The sequence below is a fragment of the Eubacteriaceae bacterium ES3 genome (genome assembly GCA_030586155.1).
GTDB lineage: Bacteria > Bacillota > Clostridia > Eubacteriales > Eubacteriaceae > Acetobacterium.
Map to the genome: position 1 here is coordinate 3,079,019 of CP130741.1, position 20,298 is coordinate 3,099,316.

At 41.0% G+C, this 20,298-nt stretch carries 16 protein-coding genes; 1 reads left to right on the forward strand and 15 read right to left on the reverse strand.

What is annotated here, in order from left to right; all coding sequences use genetic code 11:
* Window positions 1-6: 6 nt before the first annotated feature.
* From rdgB to Q5O24_14300, 13 genes are all read right to left on the reverse strand, one after another.
* On the reverse strand, window positions 7-606 hold the full coding sequence (gene rdgB, locus Q5O24_14240; protein ID WKY47491.1) for an RdgB/HAM1 family non-canonical purine NTP pyrophosphatase: 600 nt from the start codon (window positions 604-606) through the stop codon (window positions 7-9).
* Window positions 607-629: 23 nt separating this feature from the next.
* Window positions 630-1,349, reverse strand: coding sequence for a ribonuclease PH (gene rph, locus Q5O24_14245; protein ID WKY47492.1), 720 nt, complete (start codon window positions 1,347-1,349; stop codon window positions 630-632).
* A gap of 73 nt (window positions 1,350-1,422) precedes the next feature.
* A complete protein-coding gene (gene gatB / locus Q5O24_14250; GenBank protein WKY47493.1) occupies window positions 1,423-2,856 on the reverse strand; it encodes an Asp-tRNA(Asn)/Glu-tRNA(Gln) amidotransferase subunit GatB in 1,434 nt (477 codons plus the stop codon).
* A 2-nt stretch (window positions 2,857-2,858) separates the two neighbouring features.
* Window positions 2,859-4,331, reverse strand: coding sequence for an Asp-tRNA(Asn)/Glu-tRNA(Gln) amidotransferase subunit GatA (gene gatA / locus Q5O24_14255; protein WKY47494.1), 1,473 nt, complete (start codon window positions 4,329-4,331; stop codon window positions 2,859-2,861).
* A gap of 9 nt (window positions 4,332-4,340) precedes the next feature.
* On the reverse strand, window positions 4,341-4,628 hold the full coding sequence (gene gatC / locus Q5O24_14260) for an Asp-tRNA(Asn)/Glu-tRNA(Gln) amidotransferase subunit GatC (protein WKY47495.1): 288 nt from the start codon (window positions 4,626-4,628) through the stop codon (window positions 4,341-4,343).
* 184 nt (window positions 4,629-4,812) lie between these two features.
* The gene (ligA, locus tag Q5O24_14265) at window positions 4,813-6,792 is read right to left on the reverse strand and encodes an NAD-dependent DNA ligase LigA (protein ID WKY47496.1); all 1,980 of its coding nucleotides are present in this window, start codon (window positions 6,790-6,792) and stop codon (window positions 4,813-4,815) included.
* Between the two features lie 3 nt (window positions 6,793-6,795).
* Window positions 6,796-8,997: a 3'-5' exonuclease gene (locus tag Q5O24_14270; GenBank protein ID WKY47497.1), complete on the reverse strand. Its 2,202-nt coding sequence runs from the start codon at window positions 8,995-8,997 to the stop codon at window positions 6,796-6,798.
* Between the two features lie 19 nt (window positions 8,998-9,016).
* Window positions 9,017-10,150: an iron-containing alcohol dehydrogenase gene (locus Q5O24_14275; protein WKY47498.1), complete on the reverse strand. Its 1,134-nt coding sequence runs from the start codon at window positions 10,148-10,150 to the stop codon at window positions 9,017-9,019.
* Complete coding sequence (locus Q5O24_14280; GenBank protein WKY47499.1) at window positions 10,147-11,457, reverse strand: ATP-binding protein; 1,311 nt, start codon at window positions 11,455-11,457, stop codon at window positions 10,147-10,149. Before Q5O24_14280 ends, Q5O24_14275 begins: the two co-directional genes overlap by 4 nt.
* On the reverse strand, window positions 11,429-12,127 hold the full coding sequence (locus Q5O24_14285; protein WKY47500.1) for a response regulator transcription factor: 699 nt from the start codon (window positions 12,125-12,127) through the stop codon (window positions 11,429-11,431). The genes Q5O24_14280 and Q5O24_14285 overlap by 29 nt, the downstream gene beginning before the upstream one ends.
* Window positions 12,128-12,146: 19 nt before the next feature.
* The gene (locus Q5O24_14290; GenBank protein WKY47501.1) at window positions 12,147-14,201 is read right to left on the reverse strand and encodes a hypothetical protein; all 2,055 of its coding nucleotides are present in this window, start codon (window positions 14,199-14,201) and stop codon (window positions 12,147-12,149) included.
* A gap of 306 nt (window positions 14,202-14,507) precedes the next feature.
* A complete protein-coding gene (mnmA, locus tag Q5O24_14295; GenBank protein WKY47502.1) occupies window positions 14,508-15,584 on the reverse strand; it encodes a tRNA 2-thiouridine(34) synthase MnmA in 1,077 nt (358 codons plus the stop codon).
* Between the two features lie 29 nt (window positions 15,585-15,613).
* Window positions 15,614-16,801, reverse strand: coding sequence for an FprA family A-type flavoprotein (locus Q5O24_14300; GenBank protein ID WKY47503.1), 1,188 nt, complete (start codon window positions 16,799-16,801; stop codon window positions 15,614-15,616).
* A 339-nt stretch (window positions 16,802-17,140) separates the two neighbouring features.
* Between Q5O24_14300 and Q5O24_14305 the strand changes: the two genes are divergently transcribed.
* On the forward strand, window positions 17,141-17,422 hold the full coding sequence (locus Q5O24_14305) for a hypothetical protein (GenBank protein ID WKY47504.1): 282 nt from the start codon (window positions 17,141-17,143) through the stop codon (window positions 17,420-17,422).
* Between the two features lie 32 nt (window positions 17,423-17,454).
* Here the strand turns inward: Q5O24_14305 and Q5O24_14310 are convergent, their stop codons facing one another.
* Together Q5O24_14310 and Q5O24_14315 are read right to left on the reverse strand one after the other, a co-directional pair.
* Entirely contained in the window at window positions 17,455-18,684 is a 1,230-nt protein-coding gene (locus Q5O24_14310) for a type II secretion system F family protein (GenBank protein ID WKY47505.1), read from the reverse strand.
* Complete coding sequence (locus Q5O24_14315; protein ID WKY47506.1) at window positions 18,681-20,297, reverse strand: GspE/PulE family protein; 1,617 nt, start codon at window positions 20,295-20,297, stop codon at window positions 18,681-18,683. Before Q5O24_14315 ends, Q5O24_14310 begins: the two co-directional genes overlap by 4 nt.
* Window position 20,298 lies beyond the last annotated feature (1 nt).

Consider the following 20,298-nt stretch of genomic DNA (forward strand, 5'->3'; position numbering starts at 1 on the left):
ACCTCTTTATTCCTGACTTTCAAGCATAATTTTAGCTTTTTTTAGCGCTACGCCACGATGGCTGACCGCATTTTTCTCGTCTTCTGCCATTTCAGCATAACAGCGACCGGTTTCTTCATGAATAAACAAGGGATCATACCCAAAACCGCCTTGGCCCGAAAGATTTCTGGCAATATGTCCGCGAACAACACCTTCACATGTCTCTTCACGTCCGTCCGGGAAAAGCAGTGCAATTACTGTAATAAATGAAGCTCCCCGATTTTCATCTGAGACCTCAGCCATCTCTTTTAACAGTTTTTCATTATTATCTGAATAACTTACATGCTCGCCTGCATAACGGGCCGAATAAATCCCTGGCGCACCATCAAGAGCATCTACTGATAAACCCGAATCATCCCCCATAATAATGGCATCCCGCTTTTTAATTCGAGCATTGACGGTTCGTACCTTGATCAGAGCGTTCTCTTCAAAGGTGTCACCATCTTCCACGATATCATCTTCTATTCCTAGCTCTGTCATGGTCAGAACTTCAAAATCAGATCCCAGAATCTGCCCTATTTCTCTGGCTTTATTCTGATTTCCTGTGGCCAGTACGATTGTTTTCATTTCGTATCCCTTTCAGCTTTTCTTTATTTTATCAAAGTTTTCTTTTGAAACTCAATTATTTTTAAAATGTTTTTTTCGCCGATTTCTAAAAGGCTCTGCAGTTCATCTTTCTTAAATGGCCGTTCTTCACCAGTTCCCTGGATCTCTATCATTTCACCATTCTCAGTCATAACCAGATTCATGTCCACATCTGCTGAAGAATCCTCTTCGTAACATAAATCTACTATGACTTCATCCTGATAGACACCAACACTTGTAGCCGCTACAAACTGTGTAATTGGAATTTCTTCGATAATACCCTGTTCTTTCAGTTTAATCATCGCATCATAGAGGGCCATAAAACTCCCGGTGATCGCCGCTGTGCGCGTTCCCCCATCAGCCTGAATGACATCACAATCGATCCAGATCGTTCGCTCACCGAGTTTTTCAAGATTGACTGTTGATCTGAGACTGCGCCCAATCAACCGCTGAATTTCCATCGTTCTGCCATCAATTTTCCCACGATTACGATCTCTGCTCTTACGGGTGTTAGTCGACGCCGGCAACATATCATATTCCGCCGTAATCCAGCCTTTTTTCTGACCTTTTAGAAATGGCGGCACCTTTTCTTCTACCATTGCTGTACAAATCACCTTGGTATTACCGGTTTCAATGAGGACTGATCCCTGTGCGTGCCTGATAAAATTTCTGGTCACTCTGATCGACCGCATTTCGTCTGATTTTCTTCCATCGATTCGTTTCATTTCCAGCTCCTTCCCATACTGTAAGAAAAGTCGAATTTCTCGCCTTTTCGTTTTATCTTACATTTGTTTTGTCTTACAGATATTTCGCTACAACTTTGCGGATTATTTCGTTTGCTACCTGTGGATTTGCCTGGCCTTTAGTAGCCTTCATCACCTGACCGGTTAAGAATCCGTAGGCTTTTTCATTGCCTGCTTTAATATCCTCAATGGACTTAGGCTGGTTCTTGACAATTTCTTCGATGATGGCTTCCAGCTCACCAGTATCACTCATTTGAGCCAATCCCTGATCTTTGACAATATCTTTAGGGTTTTGGCCAGTTTTAAACACTTCAGACAGCACTTTTTTTCCGATGCTTCCACTGATCGTTCCGTCTTTAACCAGTACCAGCAGTTCAGCTAATTGCGCTGGCTTTAAAGGAATTTCTTCCATGGTCAGTTCCAGTTCTTTTAAAAGTGGTGGAACTTCAACCATCAGCCAGTTGGAAATCTGTTTTGGTTCATTATAAATGCCTACCGTGTCTTCGAAGAATCGGGCAGTCACACCACTGGCAGTCAGTACCCCAGCATCATATTCCGGTAGCTGGTATTCCTCAACATAACGGGTCTTTTTAGCTTCCGGCAACTCCGGGAGCGCCTTTTTCATAGTGTCAATATAGGCCTCATCCAGAACAATCGGCACCAGGTCCGGTTCCGGGAAATAACGATAGTCATGGGCTTCTTCCTTACTTCGAAGAGAAGACGATACCCCTTTGGTATCATCCCATTTTCTTGTTTCCTGAATAATCCGGTGACCTTTTTTAAGCTCAATAATCTGACGCTTACTCTCGTAGGCAACGGCCCGCACCAAAGATCTGAAGGAGTTCAGGTTCTTCATTTCCGTACGGGTTCCATATTCTTCGGCACCTTTTTCCATGATCGAAAGGTTGACGTCAAAACGCATGGAACCTTCTTGCATCTTACAGTCTGAAACCCCAGTGTACTCTAGAATATTTCTAACTTTCTCAGCAAAAACCCGGGCTTCTTCAGCACTTCGCATATCTGGTTCAGTAACGATCTCGATCAGAGGTACACCACATCGATTGACATCCACCAATGATCCATCAGCAGATTCATGAAGTAGTTTTCCTGCATCTTCTTCTATATGGATTCGGGTAATGCCGATATCTTTTTTAACGCCGTCCACTTCTATTTCTACTACACCACCCGTACAGATGGGCAGATCAAATTGAGAGGTCTGATAAGCTTTGGGAAGATCCGGATAAAAATAATTTTTTCGATCCATTTTAGAAAAGTGGGCAATCTCGCAATTCAGTGCCAGTCCGGCCATTGTCGCATACTCAACCACTTTTTCATTGAGGACTGGTAAAACCCCCGGCATCCCCAAACAGATTGGGCATACATGGGTATTTTCGTCCTGACCAAATTCCGTCGGACAGGAACAGAAAATTTTTGATTTAGTCTGCAGTTCCACATGGATTTCCATTCCGATAACAATTTCATATTCCATTCTTACGCCTCCTCTCCAAGTGGTGCTTTCATATTCTTGTAGCCTGATTCATTTTCAAAAGCCCAGGCAGCTCGCAGCAGCTTTTCTTCACTTAATACCGTTCCAAGAAGTTGCATCCCGATTGGAAGTCCCTGCTGATCCAGTCCGCAGGGGATTGAAATCCCAGGGATTCCAGCAATATTTACTGGTACAGTGTAAATATCACTGAGGTACATTTCAAGTGGATTGCTGGTTTTTTCACCGATACCAAAAGCCGTTGTTGGTGAGGTCGGTGTCAGCAGTACATCACAATTTTTAAATACTTCATCAAAATCAGTTTTGATCAGTGTTCTTACCTGCATAGCTTTTTTATAATAGGCATCGTAATAACCGGAACTAAGAGCATAAGTTCCCAGCATGATTCGACGCTTGACTTCGCTGCCAAAACCCTGACTTCTGGTCTTTCGATAAAGATCAACCAGACCATCAAATTCTTCAGCCCGGAAACCATAGCGGATTCCGTCGTATCGTGCAAGGTTAGAGCTGGCTTCAGCTGAAGAAATCATATAGTAGGCAGAAAGAGCATAATCCAGATATTCAAAGGAAACATCAATGATCTCCGCACCCATTTCTTCATACAGTTTAATCGCTTCTTCCAGTTTTGTCCTAACTTCAGACTGCAAACCTTCACCAAAAAAGGCTTTGGCCACACCGATTTTCATGCCTTTAACACCATCTTTTAATCCATTGGTATAATCTTTTTTCTCAACATTTAATGATGTAGAATCCTTTTTATCATGTCCGGCAATGGTATTAAGCACCAGCGCACAATCTTCTACATCTTTAGTGAAAGGACCAATCTGATCCAGAGAAGATGCAAAGGCGACCAATCCAAATCGGGAAACCAGACCATAGGTGGGTTTCAAACCAACCACTCCGCAAAATGAAGCAGGTTGACGAATTGATCCGCCTGTATCAGACCCCAGTGAAAAATAAGCCATATCGGCGGCGACAGCCACTGCCGAACCACCACTGGAGCCACCTGGCACCTTGCTTAAATCCCAGGGGTTTTTGGTGACCTGATAAGCCGAATTTTCGGTGGAAGATCCCATCGCAAATTCATCCATATTGGTTTTCCCCAGAAGAATTCCGCCTTCTTCCATCAACTGCTGATAAACATGAGCATCATAGGGTGGTACGAAATTATAAAGCATTTTAGACGCACAGGTGGTCAGAATCCCTTTGGTACACATATTATCTTTCAAACCGTAGGGAACACCCTCAAGAACCGTTTTTCGTTCTCGACCTTTAAGTCCATCGTCCAGTTTTTTTGCACTCTCCAATGCCTGTTCGGTCTCAAGTTTCAGGTAAGCTTTAGCATCTTTTTCAACACCATCAATCCGATCAATAACTGATTGCGTGACTTCTGTAACAGTCACTTCTTTTTTGTTTAAAAGATCGCTGATTTCGTGAAGTGTTTTTTTGTATAAGCCCATCTTTTCCTCCTATTCCAGTACCGGCGGCACTTTAAAGCATCCCGCTTCTGAATCAGGGGCATTAGACAACGCCTCCTCATTACTCAAACCAGGTTTAATTTCATCTTCCCGAAAAACATTTTGTACTGGCAGTACATGCTCAGTCGGTTTAACCGCTGAAGTATCAAGTTTATTTAGGGTTTCAGCATAATCTAGCACTGCTCCAAGTTCTTCAGCCAGGGACAAAACCTCAGCATCTGAAAACTCAAGTCTTGCAAGATCTGCTACATAGGTTACATCTTCTCGTGTTAAGCTCATTCTTTTTCCTTTCTTTTTATCAGTTCAGGCGATTAAATCACCGTTCAAAGTTCAGTCATTTATTTAAATTATTTTTATCAAAACCAGAATCCAGTTCACCTTGTTAATGCATTTGTAAATTTTACTTACAGTTTATTGTCTATGAAATCACTCAAATCATTACCCTTCATTATAAATCAAATGGTTACTTGCTGACAAGGCTTAAAAATTCTTCCTGGTCTAAAATTTCAACTCCCAGCTCCTGGGCCCTGGTCAGCTTAGACCCGGCTTTTTCTCCCGCTACCAGAAAATCGGTTTTCTTACTGATCGACGAACTGACCTTTCCGCCTTTTTCTTCGATCATCCGTTTGGCTTCCCGACGGTCCAGCCCCTCAAGGGTTCCGGTTAAAACAAAGGTTTTACCGACTAAAAAACTATTTTCATCAAAAGCCGATTTTTCCTCCGACATATTAAGTCCAGCCGTCTTTAAATCATCAATGATTGCAAGGTTGGAAGGCATGGCAAAAAAATCAACGATTTCCTGGGCCATTTTCTCGCCAATGTCGTAAATAGCAGTTAAGTCTTCAGAAGACGCCCTAATCAGTTTGTCCATTGTCTCAAAGTTTTCTGCCAGCACTTTTGCTCCTCTGGCTCCTACCAAGGGGATACCCAGACCAAAAATCAGACGAGATAAGGACCGTTCTTTAGATTCTTCGATAGCTGCCAGTAAATTGGCAACCGACTTCTGACCCATTTTCTCCAGGTTAATCATTTTGTCCTGATGCGCTTTAAGATCGTAGAGATCTACCGGAGTTTTTACCAGGTTTTCATTAACCAGCAATTTTAAAAGGCCTTTTCCCAGACCCTCAATATTCATGGCATCCCGGGATACAAAATGTACCAGTTTGGCAAAAACCTGAGCTGGACAAGCCATATTCATGCATCTGGTTACTGCTTCACCAGCAATCCGATGAACTGGCGCCTGACAGACTGGACAATTTCCCGGCATTTCAAAAGCAGTTTCAGCACCCGTCCGCTTTTCTGCCAGCACGTGATCCACCTCGGGAATCACATCCCCAGCTTTCTGAATCATTACCTGGTCCCCAATACGAATATCCTTTTCCAAGATATAATCTTCATTGTGAAGCGTTGCCCGACTGATTGTCGAACCGGCCAGAAAGACAGGCTTAAGTTCAGCCACCGGAGTCAATGCCCCTGTTCGACCGACCTGGACAGTGATGTCTTCAACCGTCGTTAAGGCTTGATCCGGCGGGAATTTATAGGCAATAGCCCACCTTGGGCTTTTAGAAGTTCTGCCCAGTTTTTCTCTCAATTCAAGAGCGTTGACTTTTATAACCACTCCATCAATTTCATAAGGCAGTTCATTTCTGGTTTCCTGAATTCTCTTTATTCTGGCAATCACTTCTTCAATACTATGGGCTAGCGTAATCTTACTGGTCGCAAAGCCGAGTTCCTTTAGCTTTTCCAAACTTTCAGAGTGCGTCTGACAATTCAAACTGGAGTTTTCCAGGTTAAAAACAAAAATATCAAGGGGTCTTTTCGCTGTCAGTCTAGAATCGAGTTGTCTTAATGAGCCAGCTGCCGCGTTTCGCGGATTGGCAAAAAGCGGCTCCTGGTCTTCTTCGCGCTGATCATTCAAACTTTTAAAATCAGCCTTACGCATAAAAACCTCTCCCCGAACCTCAAGGGTCAACGGTTGACTAAGTCTTAGCGGAATGGTCTTGACTGTTTTTAAGTTAGCTGTGATATTTTCCCCGGTTTCACCGTCACCCCGAGTGGCACCACGCACAAAATTACCGTTCTCATAATTAAGCACGACAGTTAATCCATCAAACTTGTATTCAACAACGTATGAAACTTCACTAACTGTTTGCCTGATCCGCCGGTCGAATTCCCGCAGATCGCCTTCGTCAAAAGCATTCCCAAGACTTAACTTCGGGCTTTCAAAATGGACTTTTTCAAACTTTTCTGAAACCTCACCACCAACCCTCTGACTTGGAGAATCGGGAGTTTTAAACTCCGGATTTTCCGTCTCCAGCTTAATCAGTTCAAGCATCAGCTGATCATAAGCATAATCGGAAACGGTTGGGGCATCAGCATTGTAATAGGCCTGGTTATGGGCCTTAATTTCAGACTTCAGGCTCTCAATACGTTCTTTTATCATGTCTTACTTCGCCCTTTCAACATAGGCAGGATCCATCCGTTTTATCCCCACGCCTGGAAAGGCCACGGAAATCATCCCGGACCTAATTTCAACCACGGTTCCAATCCCAAACTTTTTATGCTTTACCCGATCACTGAGTTTTAAGTCCTCATTTTGGGTATCATTCAAGTTACCCATTGGTTTTTTACGAATGACTTCTTTTGACCGGGAAACTCTTTCCGTGAAAGAGGTTTTCTTTTTCGTTTCTGGGATTTCAATATCCATCTTTCGCTGATACTTGTTGTCCATATACTCACAGACCTCTACCGGGATTTCGTTAAGAAATCGTGATGGCGCCTGATACTGACGTCGTCCGTACAGGGTACGTTCTGCTGCCGATGAGATATAGAGTTTTTGTCTCGCCCGAGTAATACCTACATAACAGATCCGTCTTTCTTCTTCGATAGCTTCTGGCGAATCCTGAGATCTGGCATGGGGGAAAATCCCCTCTTCCAGTCCCGGTAGAAACACAATCGGGAATTCCAGGCCTTTGGCATTGTGCAATGTCATTAACAGAACTTTTCCTTCATCTCCATCGTACTTGTCTGTTTCCGATGAGAGGGCAATGGTCTCAAGATAGGCAGTAATACTTACATCATCACTGTTGTTTTCAAAATCCACAGCTGCCGATACGAGTTCCCTGAGGTTTTCAATCCGGTTTTCACCTTTATCCATTTTCCCCAGTTCCAGCATTTCCAGATAACCGCTTTCTTCAATGATGGCACTGACCAGATCACTGACACTTTCTGTTTCCATCATGTCACGAAACTGTGTCATTATTTTACCAAATTCACAAACCTTATTTTTTACACCTGCTGCCAGGTTGGGAATTTCTTCAGCGTGAAAAAAGGCTTCCATCAGACTATATCCCTTAAACTCAGCATACTGGGTTATTTTTTCCAACGTAGCATTCCCAATACCCCGTTTAGGTACGTTGACTATTCTTAAAAAGCCCATATTATCTTTAGGATTATTAAGCACATTCAAGTAAGTAATGATATCTTTGATTTCCATCCGGGAATAAAAGCCCGTTCCTCCCACCAGCTGATAAGGAAGACCAGCCCGCATCAGGGCCTCCTCAAAAAGTCGCGACTGGGCATTAGTGCGGTAAAGAACTGCAAAGTCACCATATGTGAAACCATCGTTCAGTTTTGTCTGGATTTCTTCCACGACAAAACGGGCTTCATCATAGCCCTGGTTAAAAGAAGCGACCGCGACTTTTTCCTCATCGGTATTTCGCGTCCACAGCGCCTTATCTTTTCGACCGGTATTATTCCTGATCACTTTATTGGCGCAATCCAGAATCACCTGGGTTGAACGATAGTTTTCTTCCAGCTTAACGACTTTGGCATCAGGATAGTCCTTTTCAAAATCCAGGATATTTCTGATATCGGCCCCCCGCCATCCATAGATACTCTGATCATCATCACCACAGACGCACAAATTTTTATTTTTTTGTGCCAACAAGTTAACCAGTTCATACTGACTGCGGTTAGTATCCTGATACTCGTCAACCAGTATATATTTAAACTTATTCTGGTATTGTTCCAGAATTTCGGGAAAACCCTGAAACAAAACTAATGTATTGTAAATCAAATCGTCAAAATCCATGGCATTATTGGATTTTAGGGCTTTCTGATAACGTTCATAATAAAGTCCGACTTTTTCTTTTCTGAAATCGTCCTGATTTTCCTTCTGATACATAGCCGGACTGATGCCATTATTTTTAGCTTCTGAAACCTCATTACTGACATATGCATAGGAATAATACTTATCACTAAGCTTAAGTTCCTTGGCAATCGCCTTATATAATTTTTTCTGATCATCCGTATCGTAGATCACAAATCGCTCGTCATAGCCAAGCCATTGCGCATGAACACGCATAATTCGGGCACACATGGCATGAAATGTTGACATCCAGATTCGATTACTTTCATTTATATTCATCGCCGCGATTCGCTCACGCATTTCGCCAGCTGCTTTGTTTGTAAAAGTGATTGCCAGGATTTGCGACGAATAGGCCGCCCCCGATTCAATGATATGTGCTATTCGATGAATAATCGTTCGGGTTTTTCCTGAACCTGCACCTGCCAAAATTAACAAAGGACCCTGAATTGTTTCTGCTGCCTCTCTTTGTCGATCATTTAAACCATCCAATAAATTCATGCGTCCTCCTTATGAAACACTAAAATTTAATTTCTCCATAAAATATACTTTTTAAAACCTTGTCCATTTCTTCCGAATTCATTTTAACCGGGTTTCTGACAGTTGAACCCTTCAACGCATTTTCAAGAATCATTTCATAATCCTCAAAAAACAACTCTTCATCGATTCCGGCATTTTTGAAAGAATCCGGTACACCAAATTCATGGTTAAGATCTTTTATTTCTTCAATCACGTCTTTTTCAATCAGTTTTGACAAAGCTTCCAAGTCTTTGTTAACCTGTTCATCTCTCTTGTTGTAAGTCATCACATAGGGCAAAGCAATAGCATTTAAAAGACCATGACTGCTGCCAAAACGCCCGCCAAAAGAATGCGCAATTCCGTGATCCATGCCAAGTCCGGCATTCTGAAATGCAAATCCGGCCAGACACTGAAAATTGTGAACATGCTGTCGACTCTCAATATCCCCGTGATAAAAGGAATTCCGAATATTTTTTATCAAGCCCTCAAAAGCTCCTTTGGCAATCGCCTTGGAAAAATCATCGGCATTTTTGTTAATATAAGCTTCCAGGGCATGGGTCAGGGCATCCATGCCTGACTCAACCATCACTGCTTTGGGCATGGACAAGGTTAATTCTCCATCTAGAATGGCCAGATCCGGGATAAAGCTTTCAGTTTTTAATCCAATTTTTATATTTTCTTCGGGAAAGGTAATCACCGCCGCCCGGGTTACCTCTGAAGCGGTTCCTGACGTTGACGGAATCGCAATCAGACGGATTTTTTTTCTTTTTTTAGGGGCCTTTCCGACTCTGATATCCATCAGGTTTAAGGACTCGTATTCGCTCAACAAAGTCATCACTTTAGCTGCATCAATCACCGATCCCCCACCGACAGCCAAAACTGCCTCTGGTCGAAAATCCTTCATTTCCCGGGTCGCCTGTATTACTGCTTCCACATCCGGATTTTTGGTAATGCCTTTTAATATTTTTATCTGCTTTCCGGCTAATATTGCTTCAAGGCGATCGATCACCCCGTTTTCAAACATTGCACTGGTGCCAGTTACAATAACAATGCGTTCTTCATCCAGTTCAGAAAGCGAACTGATGCTTCCTGGTCCGGTAATGATTCGATCACCGTAAAATTTCAATTCTTTCAATTTGATTCTCCTTTAATAAAGAAAACTGTAACGGTTGTTCCTTCATTCTCCTTGCTTTCAATTCGCAGCTCAGCGTGATGCTTATCAACAATCCATTTGGCGATAGAAAGTCCTAATCCGGTACCCCCTTCAGTCCGAGAACGGGCTTTATCAACCCGATAAAAGCGCTGGGTCACTTTGTTTACTTCATCTTCAGGGATCCCAATACCCTGATCAGTAACTTGAATGATAATCCCGTTATTGGCCATTTTGGCACTGGTTTTTATGACTGTTGCTTCACCGCTGTACTTTATAGCATTATCAAGAATGATCACGAATACTTGGGTGATCTGTTTTTCATCACCTTGTAATACCAAATCTTCTTCAATATTATTGTAGAGGCTAATACTCTTTTTAGCTGCCAGCGGAGCCATTTTTTCACTGACCACTTTTAATAGAAAGGTCAAATCAACCGAAGTTTTCTCCGCCTGCAAGTCTCCTGAGTCAGCCCGCGCCAAAAACATCAAATCTTCAACAATTCGCTGCATCCGTCGCACTTCGCCATAGGCATTGTCAATCCAGACCCCTTGAGAATCAACGGTTTCGTCCCCAGAAGCTTTAACCACCTCAAGATTAGTCTGAATCACTGAAATCGGTGTACGCAATTCATGGGAAGCATCAGCCAGAAATTCCTGTTGTCGTTCAAATGTTTTCTTGATTGGAATCAGTGACCGGCCCGATAAAAAATACCCCCCTAAGAAGGATAAAGAAGCGCCAATTAACATCACCAGTCCAATGATCTGAACTGTATTATCCAGGATTTCCCGTTCCAGCGACATATTCTTCATCACCTGAATAGTTTTGAGCTCACCATTCTTATTGACAATCCTATATGTACATATTTTATAATTCCGATCATCCATTTTATAGTTACTGAACAGGTATTTTTCGCGATTCTCTGAAAAATAATGTGTCGCAATCTGCCGCAGTTCTTCAATGGTAAAAGGAAGGGCACCTGACTGATCCAGAACGTTAAATTCATGATCATACATAATAAAAGAAATATTATTTTGTACTAAACTTCGTGAGTATTCCTGATAACCCTGCTTCTCTTCTTCGGTGATCCCTTGACCTGAACGTTCTCGCTCCAGAAATTCAATTTCGTTAGCCAGCTGTGAACAATAAATCTGCAAGTCCCCATTAACATTATTCTCCACATCGATAGAAAGAATCATATAAAGAAAAACCACAATAAATAACAGGAGCCCGATCAGAACTCCCGTATTTAAGAGGGTGAGATTAATCCTTAGCCGGTTGAGGTTGAACATGCTCTTTCTCCTTCAGAACGTATCCCAGACCCCGGATGGTCTTAATGTAAACCTTGGATTTACTGATTTTTTTACGCAGATAATGAACGTAAATTTCGACACTATTTTCCATTACTGAGCTTTCAATCCCCCAGATTCGATCAAGAATCTGGTCTTTGGAAATCGTCATCCCCGGATTTCGGATAAACAGTTCTAACAACTGCGCCTCTTTAGCCGTTAATTTATTGGGAGTTTCATCAACAAACAGTTCTCCGGTAGAGATATCTAAAGCAATGTTGACAAAATGGATCACATTATCCTGATAAACTTCCCATGGTCTTCGCCCCAGGGCTCTGACTCTGGCAATCAGTTCTTCAGTTTCAAAGGGTTTAACCAGATAGTCATCAGCGCCCATATTAAGCCCCGCAACCTTGTCTTTGGTATCGTCTTTAGCGGTCAGCAAAAGAATTGGAACGTTTTTCCCCGCTTCGCGGATCGAACGAAGAATCTCCAGTCCCGATATGCCCGGCAGCATGATATCCAGAATAATCACATCATAGACATCATTTTCACTGAGAATTTTTCCCTCTATTCCATCATTAACCACATCAACCAGAATTTTGTTTTTCTCAAACAGTCTGGCTAGTGCTAAAGCCAGGTTCTTTTCGTCCTCAACCAGTAAAACACGCATTTTTTCAACTCCTAACCAATTATGCTTGTTCCGAATCCTCGTGAGCACTGTCTTCAAGCAGCTCTTCAACCGGCCGCATCTTTCCTTCAAATTTCGGTTCCGCCATTACGCGTCGACATTCCAGAAATACTTTAACCGCATTTTCATAATTGTCAATAAAGTCTTCGCCTTTAAGAATCCCTTTATCCATCAGATGGTAGATAAAAAGTCCCATATAATAAACCTTATCCGGTTCAATGTTTTTGAGATTCACATATTTGTAAAAGGCTGAAAGGGTATTGTCATTTTCCTCCAGTATTTCACCAGCGATTCTAACCCATTCCTGTGATAAGGTTTCAGTAATCGACTCATGAAAACTTACCCAAAGCATGGCTTTGGCAACCGACTCTTCGACAATATCCAGGGATTTTCTGCAGTCTTCAGCTCCCCAGTTAAAAGCCTCTATAATTTTGGGTGCATAAGTTATAGAACCCATGACATAATTTTTATTCTTAGTTTCATCAATATTGATAATTTTATTTAAAAGCAGATCGCTCTTTTTAAGCTCTCTTTGGATCATAAACCATTCATCGTAAATACAAAACGGCAGATAACCAAAGTCTGCAAAAATATGATTGATAATCCGCTGAACTTGAAGTCTTTTGTCTCTTTTTCGCTGAACTTCTTTTTGTTTACGCAAAAATGTATCCATATGATAATAAAGGTTATGCTTTTCAAAAAAACGCTCCATCTGATTGATGGTTTCCGGTTCTTCACTGTAGAAAATCAGCTCATCCAGATCCCGGTATTCGTCAACTCTACCCGGTCCATTATTCATAATTAACTGCAGATACTCCTTATTTTCATAGGTGACCCGACTGCAGGGATGATAAAGCGCATTCGGGAAATTTTCCGTATAGATAAAAAAGACCTGTTTACTGCGCTTAAAGTAGATAATATAGCCCTTTGTGGTGAAAAATCCCCATCCCTTGTCACTGGGTTTATTACCGTGTTTGATACTGAATCCTTCGGTATAAAGGGTGTTTTTAAGCATATAGGAGATGATATTTTCGTTATTATCCATTCCCATATTACGAAGATTGCGTCGATAATAAGCCCAAAGAAGCTCAATCGTCGTCCCTTTGGGATCAAAAAGTGCTTCCATAGAAAAAAGATTCTGATTTTTTAAATTTTTCACTATACATAAAAGCAGGCAATCCAAATGAATGGCCTCCAGATATTCATCTGGCTTGATCTTTTTAAGATCGGCTTCAACACAGCTATTAAAATATTCCAGACTGTCCTTTTTTAATTTTTCATGCAGCTTGGAGGTCTTCTGATTAAACCGATCGATGGCATTGGCAACAGAAAAAAGCAGATTCTCTGAAATTAGGGTCAGGACCACTTTCTTCTTGGCATCCCAAGGGTATTTCAGATTATGGAAAATAATCTCATTAATAATTTCAGAGGTCTCTACATCGTATTCCACAACAACATCCTTAGGAATTGAAATAAAGATCAGTTTCTGCTCAGGGATTGTATCAATAATCAAACCCCGTCGGCTGATAAAAACATTGGCTTTAATGAGTTCGTCCTTAACACCGCAATTCACTTCGATATCTTCAAGGAAAACTACATTCTGAATCATATAGGCAATGAAACTCCTGATCTCCTCAAGTTCACTATTCTGAAGATTTATTTTAAAGCCATAATCAAGCAGTTTATAAACGATTCTAACGACATCTTTCTGTCTGTCAATTCCCCGATCTTCACTGGCTCTGATAAAGACCTGATTAAGCGGTGTCTCGGGCAGGTAAAACTCTGGTTCAACCGACAACAAAGCTTCAACTGTCAAAAGGATCAGCAGATCAATTTCTACCGAATCTATCCCATTTTTCTGGACATCTTTATTCTGCTTCAGATTGCTTAATACTCGCTGATGAATATCTTCAAGTTTTTCTATTCCTTTTTTCAATACACTATGACAGTCTCCACAAAGATTATCATAACTAATATTCAATTTTGAGTTTTCTATTTTATAGCTTCTTTCCAGAAAGCTTAACTTTTTCCCGCATTTCTTGCAAGGTTCTTTCATTCAATTCAATCCTTTCTTAAAAAATCTGCCTGGCAAATTTCGTTTAAGGAATTTATTATTTAATCCTAACGCTAATCATAATTGCATTATCTATAGTTTACCATAAATTTTTAATTTTTTTCAAAAAAAGAAAAAAGAGCATGCATATTTTCATCGCTCTTTTTAGGTTTGAAAGCAATTTTAAACAGCTTCTCAATATTCTTTCAACTGTTTTCATTCATACTTTTTTTTCTGGATTTTTTCAGTCAAAAAGTCTAATTGCATTCAAAATCTTGCACTTCAACCAAGTGACCTCAAAACTGTAGTTTAAATCATTTCTACCTGATCGATAATTCCGCCACCTAAGCAGATATTATCGCGATAGAGCACGACATACTGGCCAGGTGTCACAGCCTTCTGATTCTCCATGAATTCAACATCAATCTGATCTCCAGAAACTCTTACTACTACATCCTGATCTTCTTGTCGATAACGAAACTTTGCAGTACACTTAAAAGCTTCTGCCGGTGGCTGACCAGCAACCCAGTTCATTTCGATCGCCTTGAGTGACTTAGAATACAGGGCCGGATGAGCGTCTCCCTGGACGACCACCAGTTCATTTCTTTCAAGATCTTTATAGACTACAAACCAGGGTTCACCGGACCCTTGTCCCCCGATCCCCAAGCCTTTTCGCTGCCCTAAAGTATAATACATCAAGCCTTGATGTTTCCCCATTATATTGCCAGCTAAATCGACAATATTTCCCGGCTGAGCGGGCAGATACTGACTTAAGAATTTTGTGAAGTTGCGTTCTCCGATAAAACAAATCCCCGTCGAGTCTTTTTTATTTGCCGTCACCAGATTGTTTTTCTCCGCAATTTCGCGAACTTCTGCTTTCGATAAGTGGCCAATCGGAAAAAGTACATTTTCAAGTTCTTTCTGCCCCAGCTGGCAAAGAAAATACGTCTGATCTTTACCATGATCAAAAGCTCTCTTGAGCCTATAGTGTCCATTCACCACATCAATTTGGGCATAGTGACCAGTGGCCAGATAGTCCCCACCAAATACTCCCAGTGCGTAATCTAAAAATCGCTTGAATTTGATCTCACGATTGCAAAGCACATCAGGATTTGGCGTTCTGCCCTTTTTATATTCTTCAAGAAAATACGTGAAAACAGAGTCATAATACTCCTTTTCAAAATTAACGGTGTAGTAGGGAATGTCTATCACATCGCATACGCGTCTGACATCATCATAATCCTCAGTAGATGTGCATATGCCAGATTCGTCTTTTTCTTCCCAGTTTTTCATGAAAACACCAATCACTTCGTATCCTCGTTCTTTTAGTAATAGTGCAGCAACCGAAGAATCAACGCCTCCAGACATTCCCACAACAATTTTCATGTTTTGCTTTCCTCCCTGTTTACAGAAACCTATTTTATACTTTCTGCCATTTTTTTAGCAATTGCATCGATGGCACTTTTTTCCTGCTCATCCGGCGCACCTTTGATCATCAAAATTTCATCAACAAGTTCTGCTTTTGTTTCTTTGGCAAACTCATCAAAACTTTTGTCGGCTCCCCCACTCCAGCTGTATTCGGCTAAAAATCCAACCTTATGCTTGTCCACCTTAATTTCAGCCAGTTTATACATAAGATTGGCCATCTTGGGATAAATTTTTCCATAATAAGAAGGTGCTGCCAAAAACAATCCTTTATATTTCCAGATATCAGCAATCATATAAGAAATATCAGTCTGCGCCACATCATACAGCTTCACCGTTTTAACACCATTGGATTTTAAAGCCGTTGCCAAAAGTTCTGCCGCCTTCTGGGTGTTGCCGTACATCGACCCGTAACAGATCACAACGCCGTCTTCTGTTTCCTTGCTGCTCATCTTTACATACTGATTAAGGATATGGCCTGGATTATCCCGCCAGATCAGTCCGTGGGACGGACAAATTGTCCCAATTTCCAACCCGCCCAGCTTGTTCAGCGCTTTCAATGCCTGTCCGGCAACCTTTCCTACAATTGTTGAATAATATCTTCTGGTTGGCAGTTCAAATTCGGCCAAATCATTTTCGTCGTCAAAAATCCCACCCACTGGTGCCTTGTAACTTCCAAAAACATCCATTGAGAATAAAACTTTTTCGCTTACTTCATATGTAACCATCGATTCAGGCCAGTGAACCATTGGTGTCATAAAAAACTGAAGGGTATGTTTACCCAAGCTTAACGTTTCGCCATCACAAACTTCAATCAGGTTATGATCAATATCATAGAAATTTTTCATAATTGGAAAGGTTTTTTTATTCCCTACTATTTTCATTTCAGGATATTGCTCAAACAACTGGACGATTCCGCTTGAATGATCAGGTTCCATGTGGTTAACAATCAGATAATCAACTTTTTTATCGCCAATTATAGATTTTAGCTTTTCCAGATATTCATCTTCCTTTATATATTTTACTGTATCAATAACAGCCACTTTTTCATCGTTGATAACATAAGCATTATAAGAAACACCCTCTCCATCAAGTGGCCATAAACCTTCAAATAACGTGGTCTGATAGTCATTAACTCCAACCCAGAATATATCTTCCTTAATTTTCACAGCTTTCATAATATACCTCTCTTTCCAGAACTATTATTAAATTTTAATATAACCTGTATTTAAAATTTTTTCAAGTGATTCTGTAGATATTTTAACATACTATAAATGAGTCTACCATAAAAGCCACTTTTGGGCATGAAAAAAGAGGTGCTATGCACCTCTTTTTCAAGAAAATTAAGAAAGGAAATTAAAACGTTTTCACACCATGTAATAATTATAACCGATTACATATAAAAAATCCAGTCTTTTTTAAAAAAAATTTAATTATCTATAAAAGGCCGGTTTCTTCCCATTTAGCCCCCATCCTGTGCTATAATACAGATAACCATAGCGAAAGGAGCTGGTAAGATGATCGACGACGAAGCACAAATTAATTCAGATAACCAGGATTCTTTAACCGAACAGGAAATCAAAGACGAACTCAGACGATTATTTTTAGGTGGTGATGACTGGTCCAAGGAAGCCTGCATGGGTTATTTTCTTAAAGCTTGTCAAAAGGCAGGTCTTGATATTCTCACCGTTCAGAACCTGGCCCTTGTTTTGTTCCACCTTTTCGATGAAATGAGCGTTGACGAAGCAAAGCAATTTTATTTTAGTGACTGCCACGCTGTCCTGACCGGCAAAGAGTAAACGATAACAAATCTCTGCCTATTAATCAAATCTTAAAGGTTTGAATAGATCAGATAGAGATCAAAAACCGGCATCATGATAGCCAGTATCATAAAAAGAACTCCGCCTCCAATAATCAGCAGCAGAAAAGGTTCCAGCATCATCTTAAGCATACCGATTCGATGTTTATACTGCGATTCATAAAAGGAGGCGGTCATCTCCATCATTTCAGAAACCATTCCCGATGACTCCCCGACAGCCATAAACTGAACAAAAGCCTCTTCAAAAACTGAAAGCGACTCCATTACACTACTCATCGAAGCGCCTTTCTTCACCTCTTCTTCCAAAATCGTTATTGACTGTTTGTAAAATAGATTATTGGTGATATTTTTCAACCCATTTAACGAACCAATCAGTTCAGAACCGCTTCTCATCAAGATCCCAAAAGTTTTCGCAAACAACATCAGAAATTCCCATTGTCCAATTTTACCATAAACAGGCAGTATATTTTTTAGTTGATCCATCCAAAGTCTCACTGCCGGTGTATTCTTTGCCATCTGCCATAATACAGCTGCTGAAATCAGGAACAGAAATAAATGAAGACTATTGTCTCTCAACCAATCTGATATAGACATAAACCAAAGTGTCAGTTGCGGCAACTCCTGATCCATCGATAAAAAAATCTCGGCAAACTGGGGCAGGACAACCGTCAGCAGAAAAAAAGTGACCAGCATCGAAACAATAATTAAAACAATCGGATAAAAAAGAATCTCCTTTATTTTTTGCTGGTTATCATATCGTTCTTCATAATATTGACCAATTACTTCCAGCATCTTGGGCAACTCTCCAGATGTTTCTCCTGTTTTCACCATAAAGATAAACATATCCGGAAACGTTCCTGATAAATTCGTCAGCGCTTCAGAAAGAGATTCACCCTTTCGCAGAGCCATCTGCACTGTTTCCAGATTTTTCTTAAGCAGAGCATTACTACTGCGCTGCTTAAGAATATCCAGGGCTTCCAGAATAGAAATACCCGATTTTAAAATAATTCCCAGATCTTTTGCAAATCTGGCAAGTTCAGAGAATCCAATTTTTTTCAAATACCAGAAGTGCTGTCTATTAAAAAAAGAATACCACCAGTTTTCTTTTCTTATTTCCAAAATCATCATATTCTGTTCATCGAGCATTCCCATCACATCATCTTCTGATGAACCAGCTATTTCTCCTGCAACTTCTTCGCCGCGAATATTAATAGCTCTATATAAAAAAAGTTTGTCTCTCACCGATTCCACTCTGCCTCTTCTCTAAGAATACTAAAACCATCAGCGACATCAATATTCCCATTCATCATCTGTGCGGCTATTGAATCTGTAAATGGAATAAGGCCCTGTTTCATAGCCACTTCTCTAATTCTGTCATAGTTTTTTCCCTCTGATATTGCTTCTCTGATAGAACGGCTAACGGTCAGTACTTCCTGAATCGCTACCCGTCCCTGAAAACCGGTCTGATTGCAGATTGAACAACCTTTCGCTTCATAAACCAAACCGTCAAAGGGTATTATTTTCTTTTCCTCTTCTGTCAAATACCGTTTCTGTCGACAATGGGGGCAAAGCCGGTTAATAAGCCGTTGGGATATCACCCCTCTTAAAGCCGAGGACAAAAGATAAACTGGCACTTTCATATCCATCAGGCGGGTAATCGTCGAAACCGTGTTGGTCGTATGAACACTTGATAAAAGCAGATGACCGGTGATAGCTGCTCGAGTTGCCATTGCTGCTGTGTTTTCATCACGAATTTCCCCCACCATTATGACATTGGGATCCTGCCTGAGAACTGAACGCAAGCCACTGGCGAAATCGAGGCCTGATTTTTCATTCACCTGAATCTGATTAATACCTTCCATCTGAAATTCCACCGGATCTTCAATGGTCACAAAATTTACCTGGCTGTTGTTTAATAAGTGTATGAGACTATATAGGGTCGTCGTTTTTCCACTTCCTGTAGGACCTGTCACCAGAATCATCCCGTGATTTGTCCCCAGCATTTCCAGGAGCTGTCTTCGCTGATTTTCCGAAAACCCCAGTTCTTCAATCTGATAGAAAAATTTTTGCTGATCAAGAATTCTTAAAACAATTTTTTCTCCATGTATTGTCGGCATCGACGAAAGCCGCAGATCGATTCGCCGCCCCTGAAAGATCATTTCGAGAGCACCATCCTGGGGAATTCGATGTTCACCAATATCACATCCCGACAAGACCTTGAGTCTGGTGATCAGGGTTTTATAAGCCCTTGGTGAGACTTTTCTTTTTTCATAAAGCAGACCATCTATTCTAAACCTGATCCGACAAAATTTCTGATAGGGTTCAATATGGATATCACTAGCTCCACGAATGATACCTTCATTAATCAGGTCATCTGCTATATCTGAATCACCCGTATCCAATTCATCTGGTGAACCTTGAGCTTCAAAATAATACTTTCCAATCAGGTTTCCAATCATTTCCCTGGAGGCTACAAAAATCCGTAATTCCTTATGCAATAGCTGATGGATCCTCAATATAAGTTTTTCGTCGGTAGGATCAGACATTAATATCCACAACTCATTACCTTCTGCCTCATTAAAAGGAAAAACTTCATGGTTGCGGATATAGTCAACCGGTAAACACCTGACTACCTCCGGATTAATGGGATGTTTTTCAGGGTCAAAAATTTCAAATCCCCATTCGCTATGATAGAGCTGGGCCAATTGCTTAAAACTAAGGCCCCCCTCCTCGAGCAATAGATCCAGAACCGCCTGGCCCTTTTTTTCTGCCCGCTCCATTACCGCCAGCAAATCTCGTTTCTCTAAGACTCCATTTTGCAAAAGATATTCCAGAATTAATCTGTTATCGTTCATA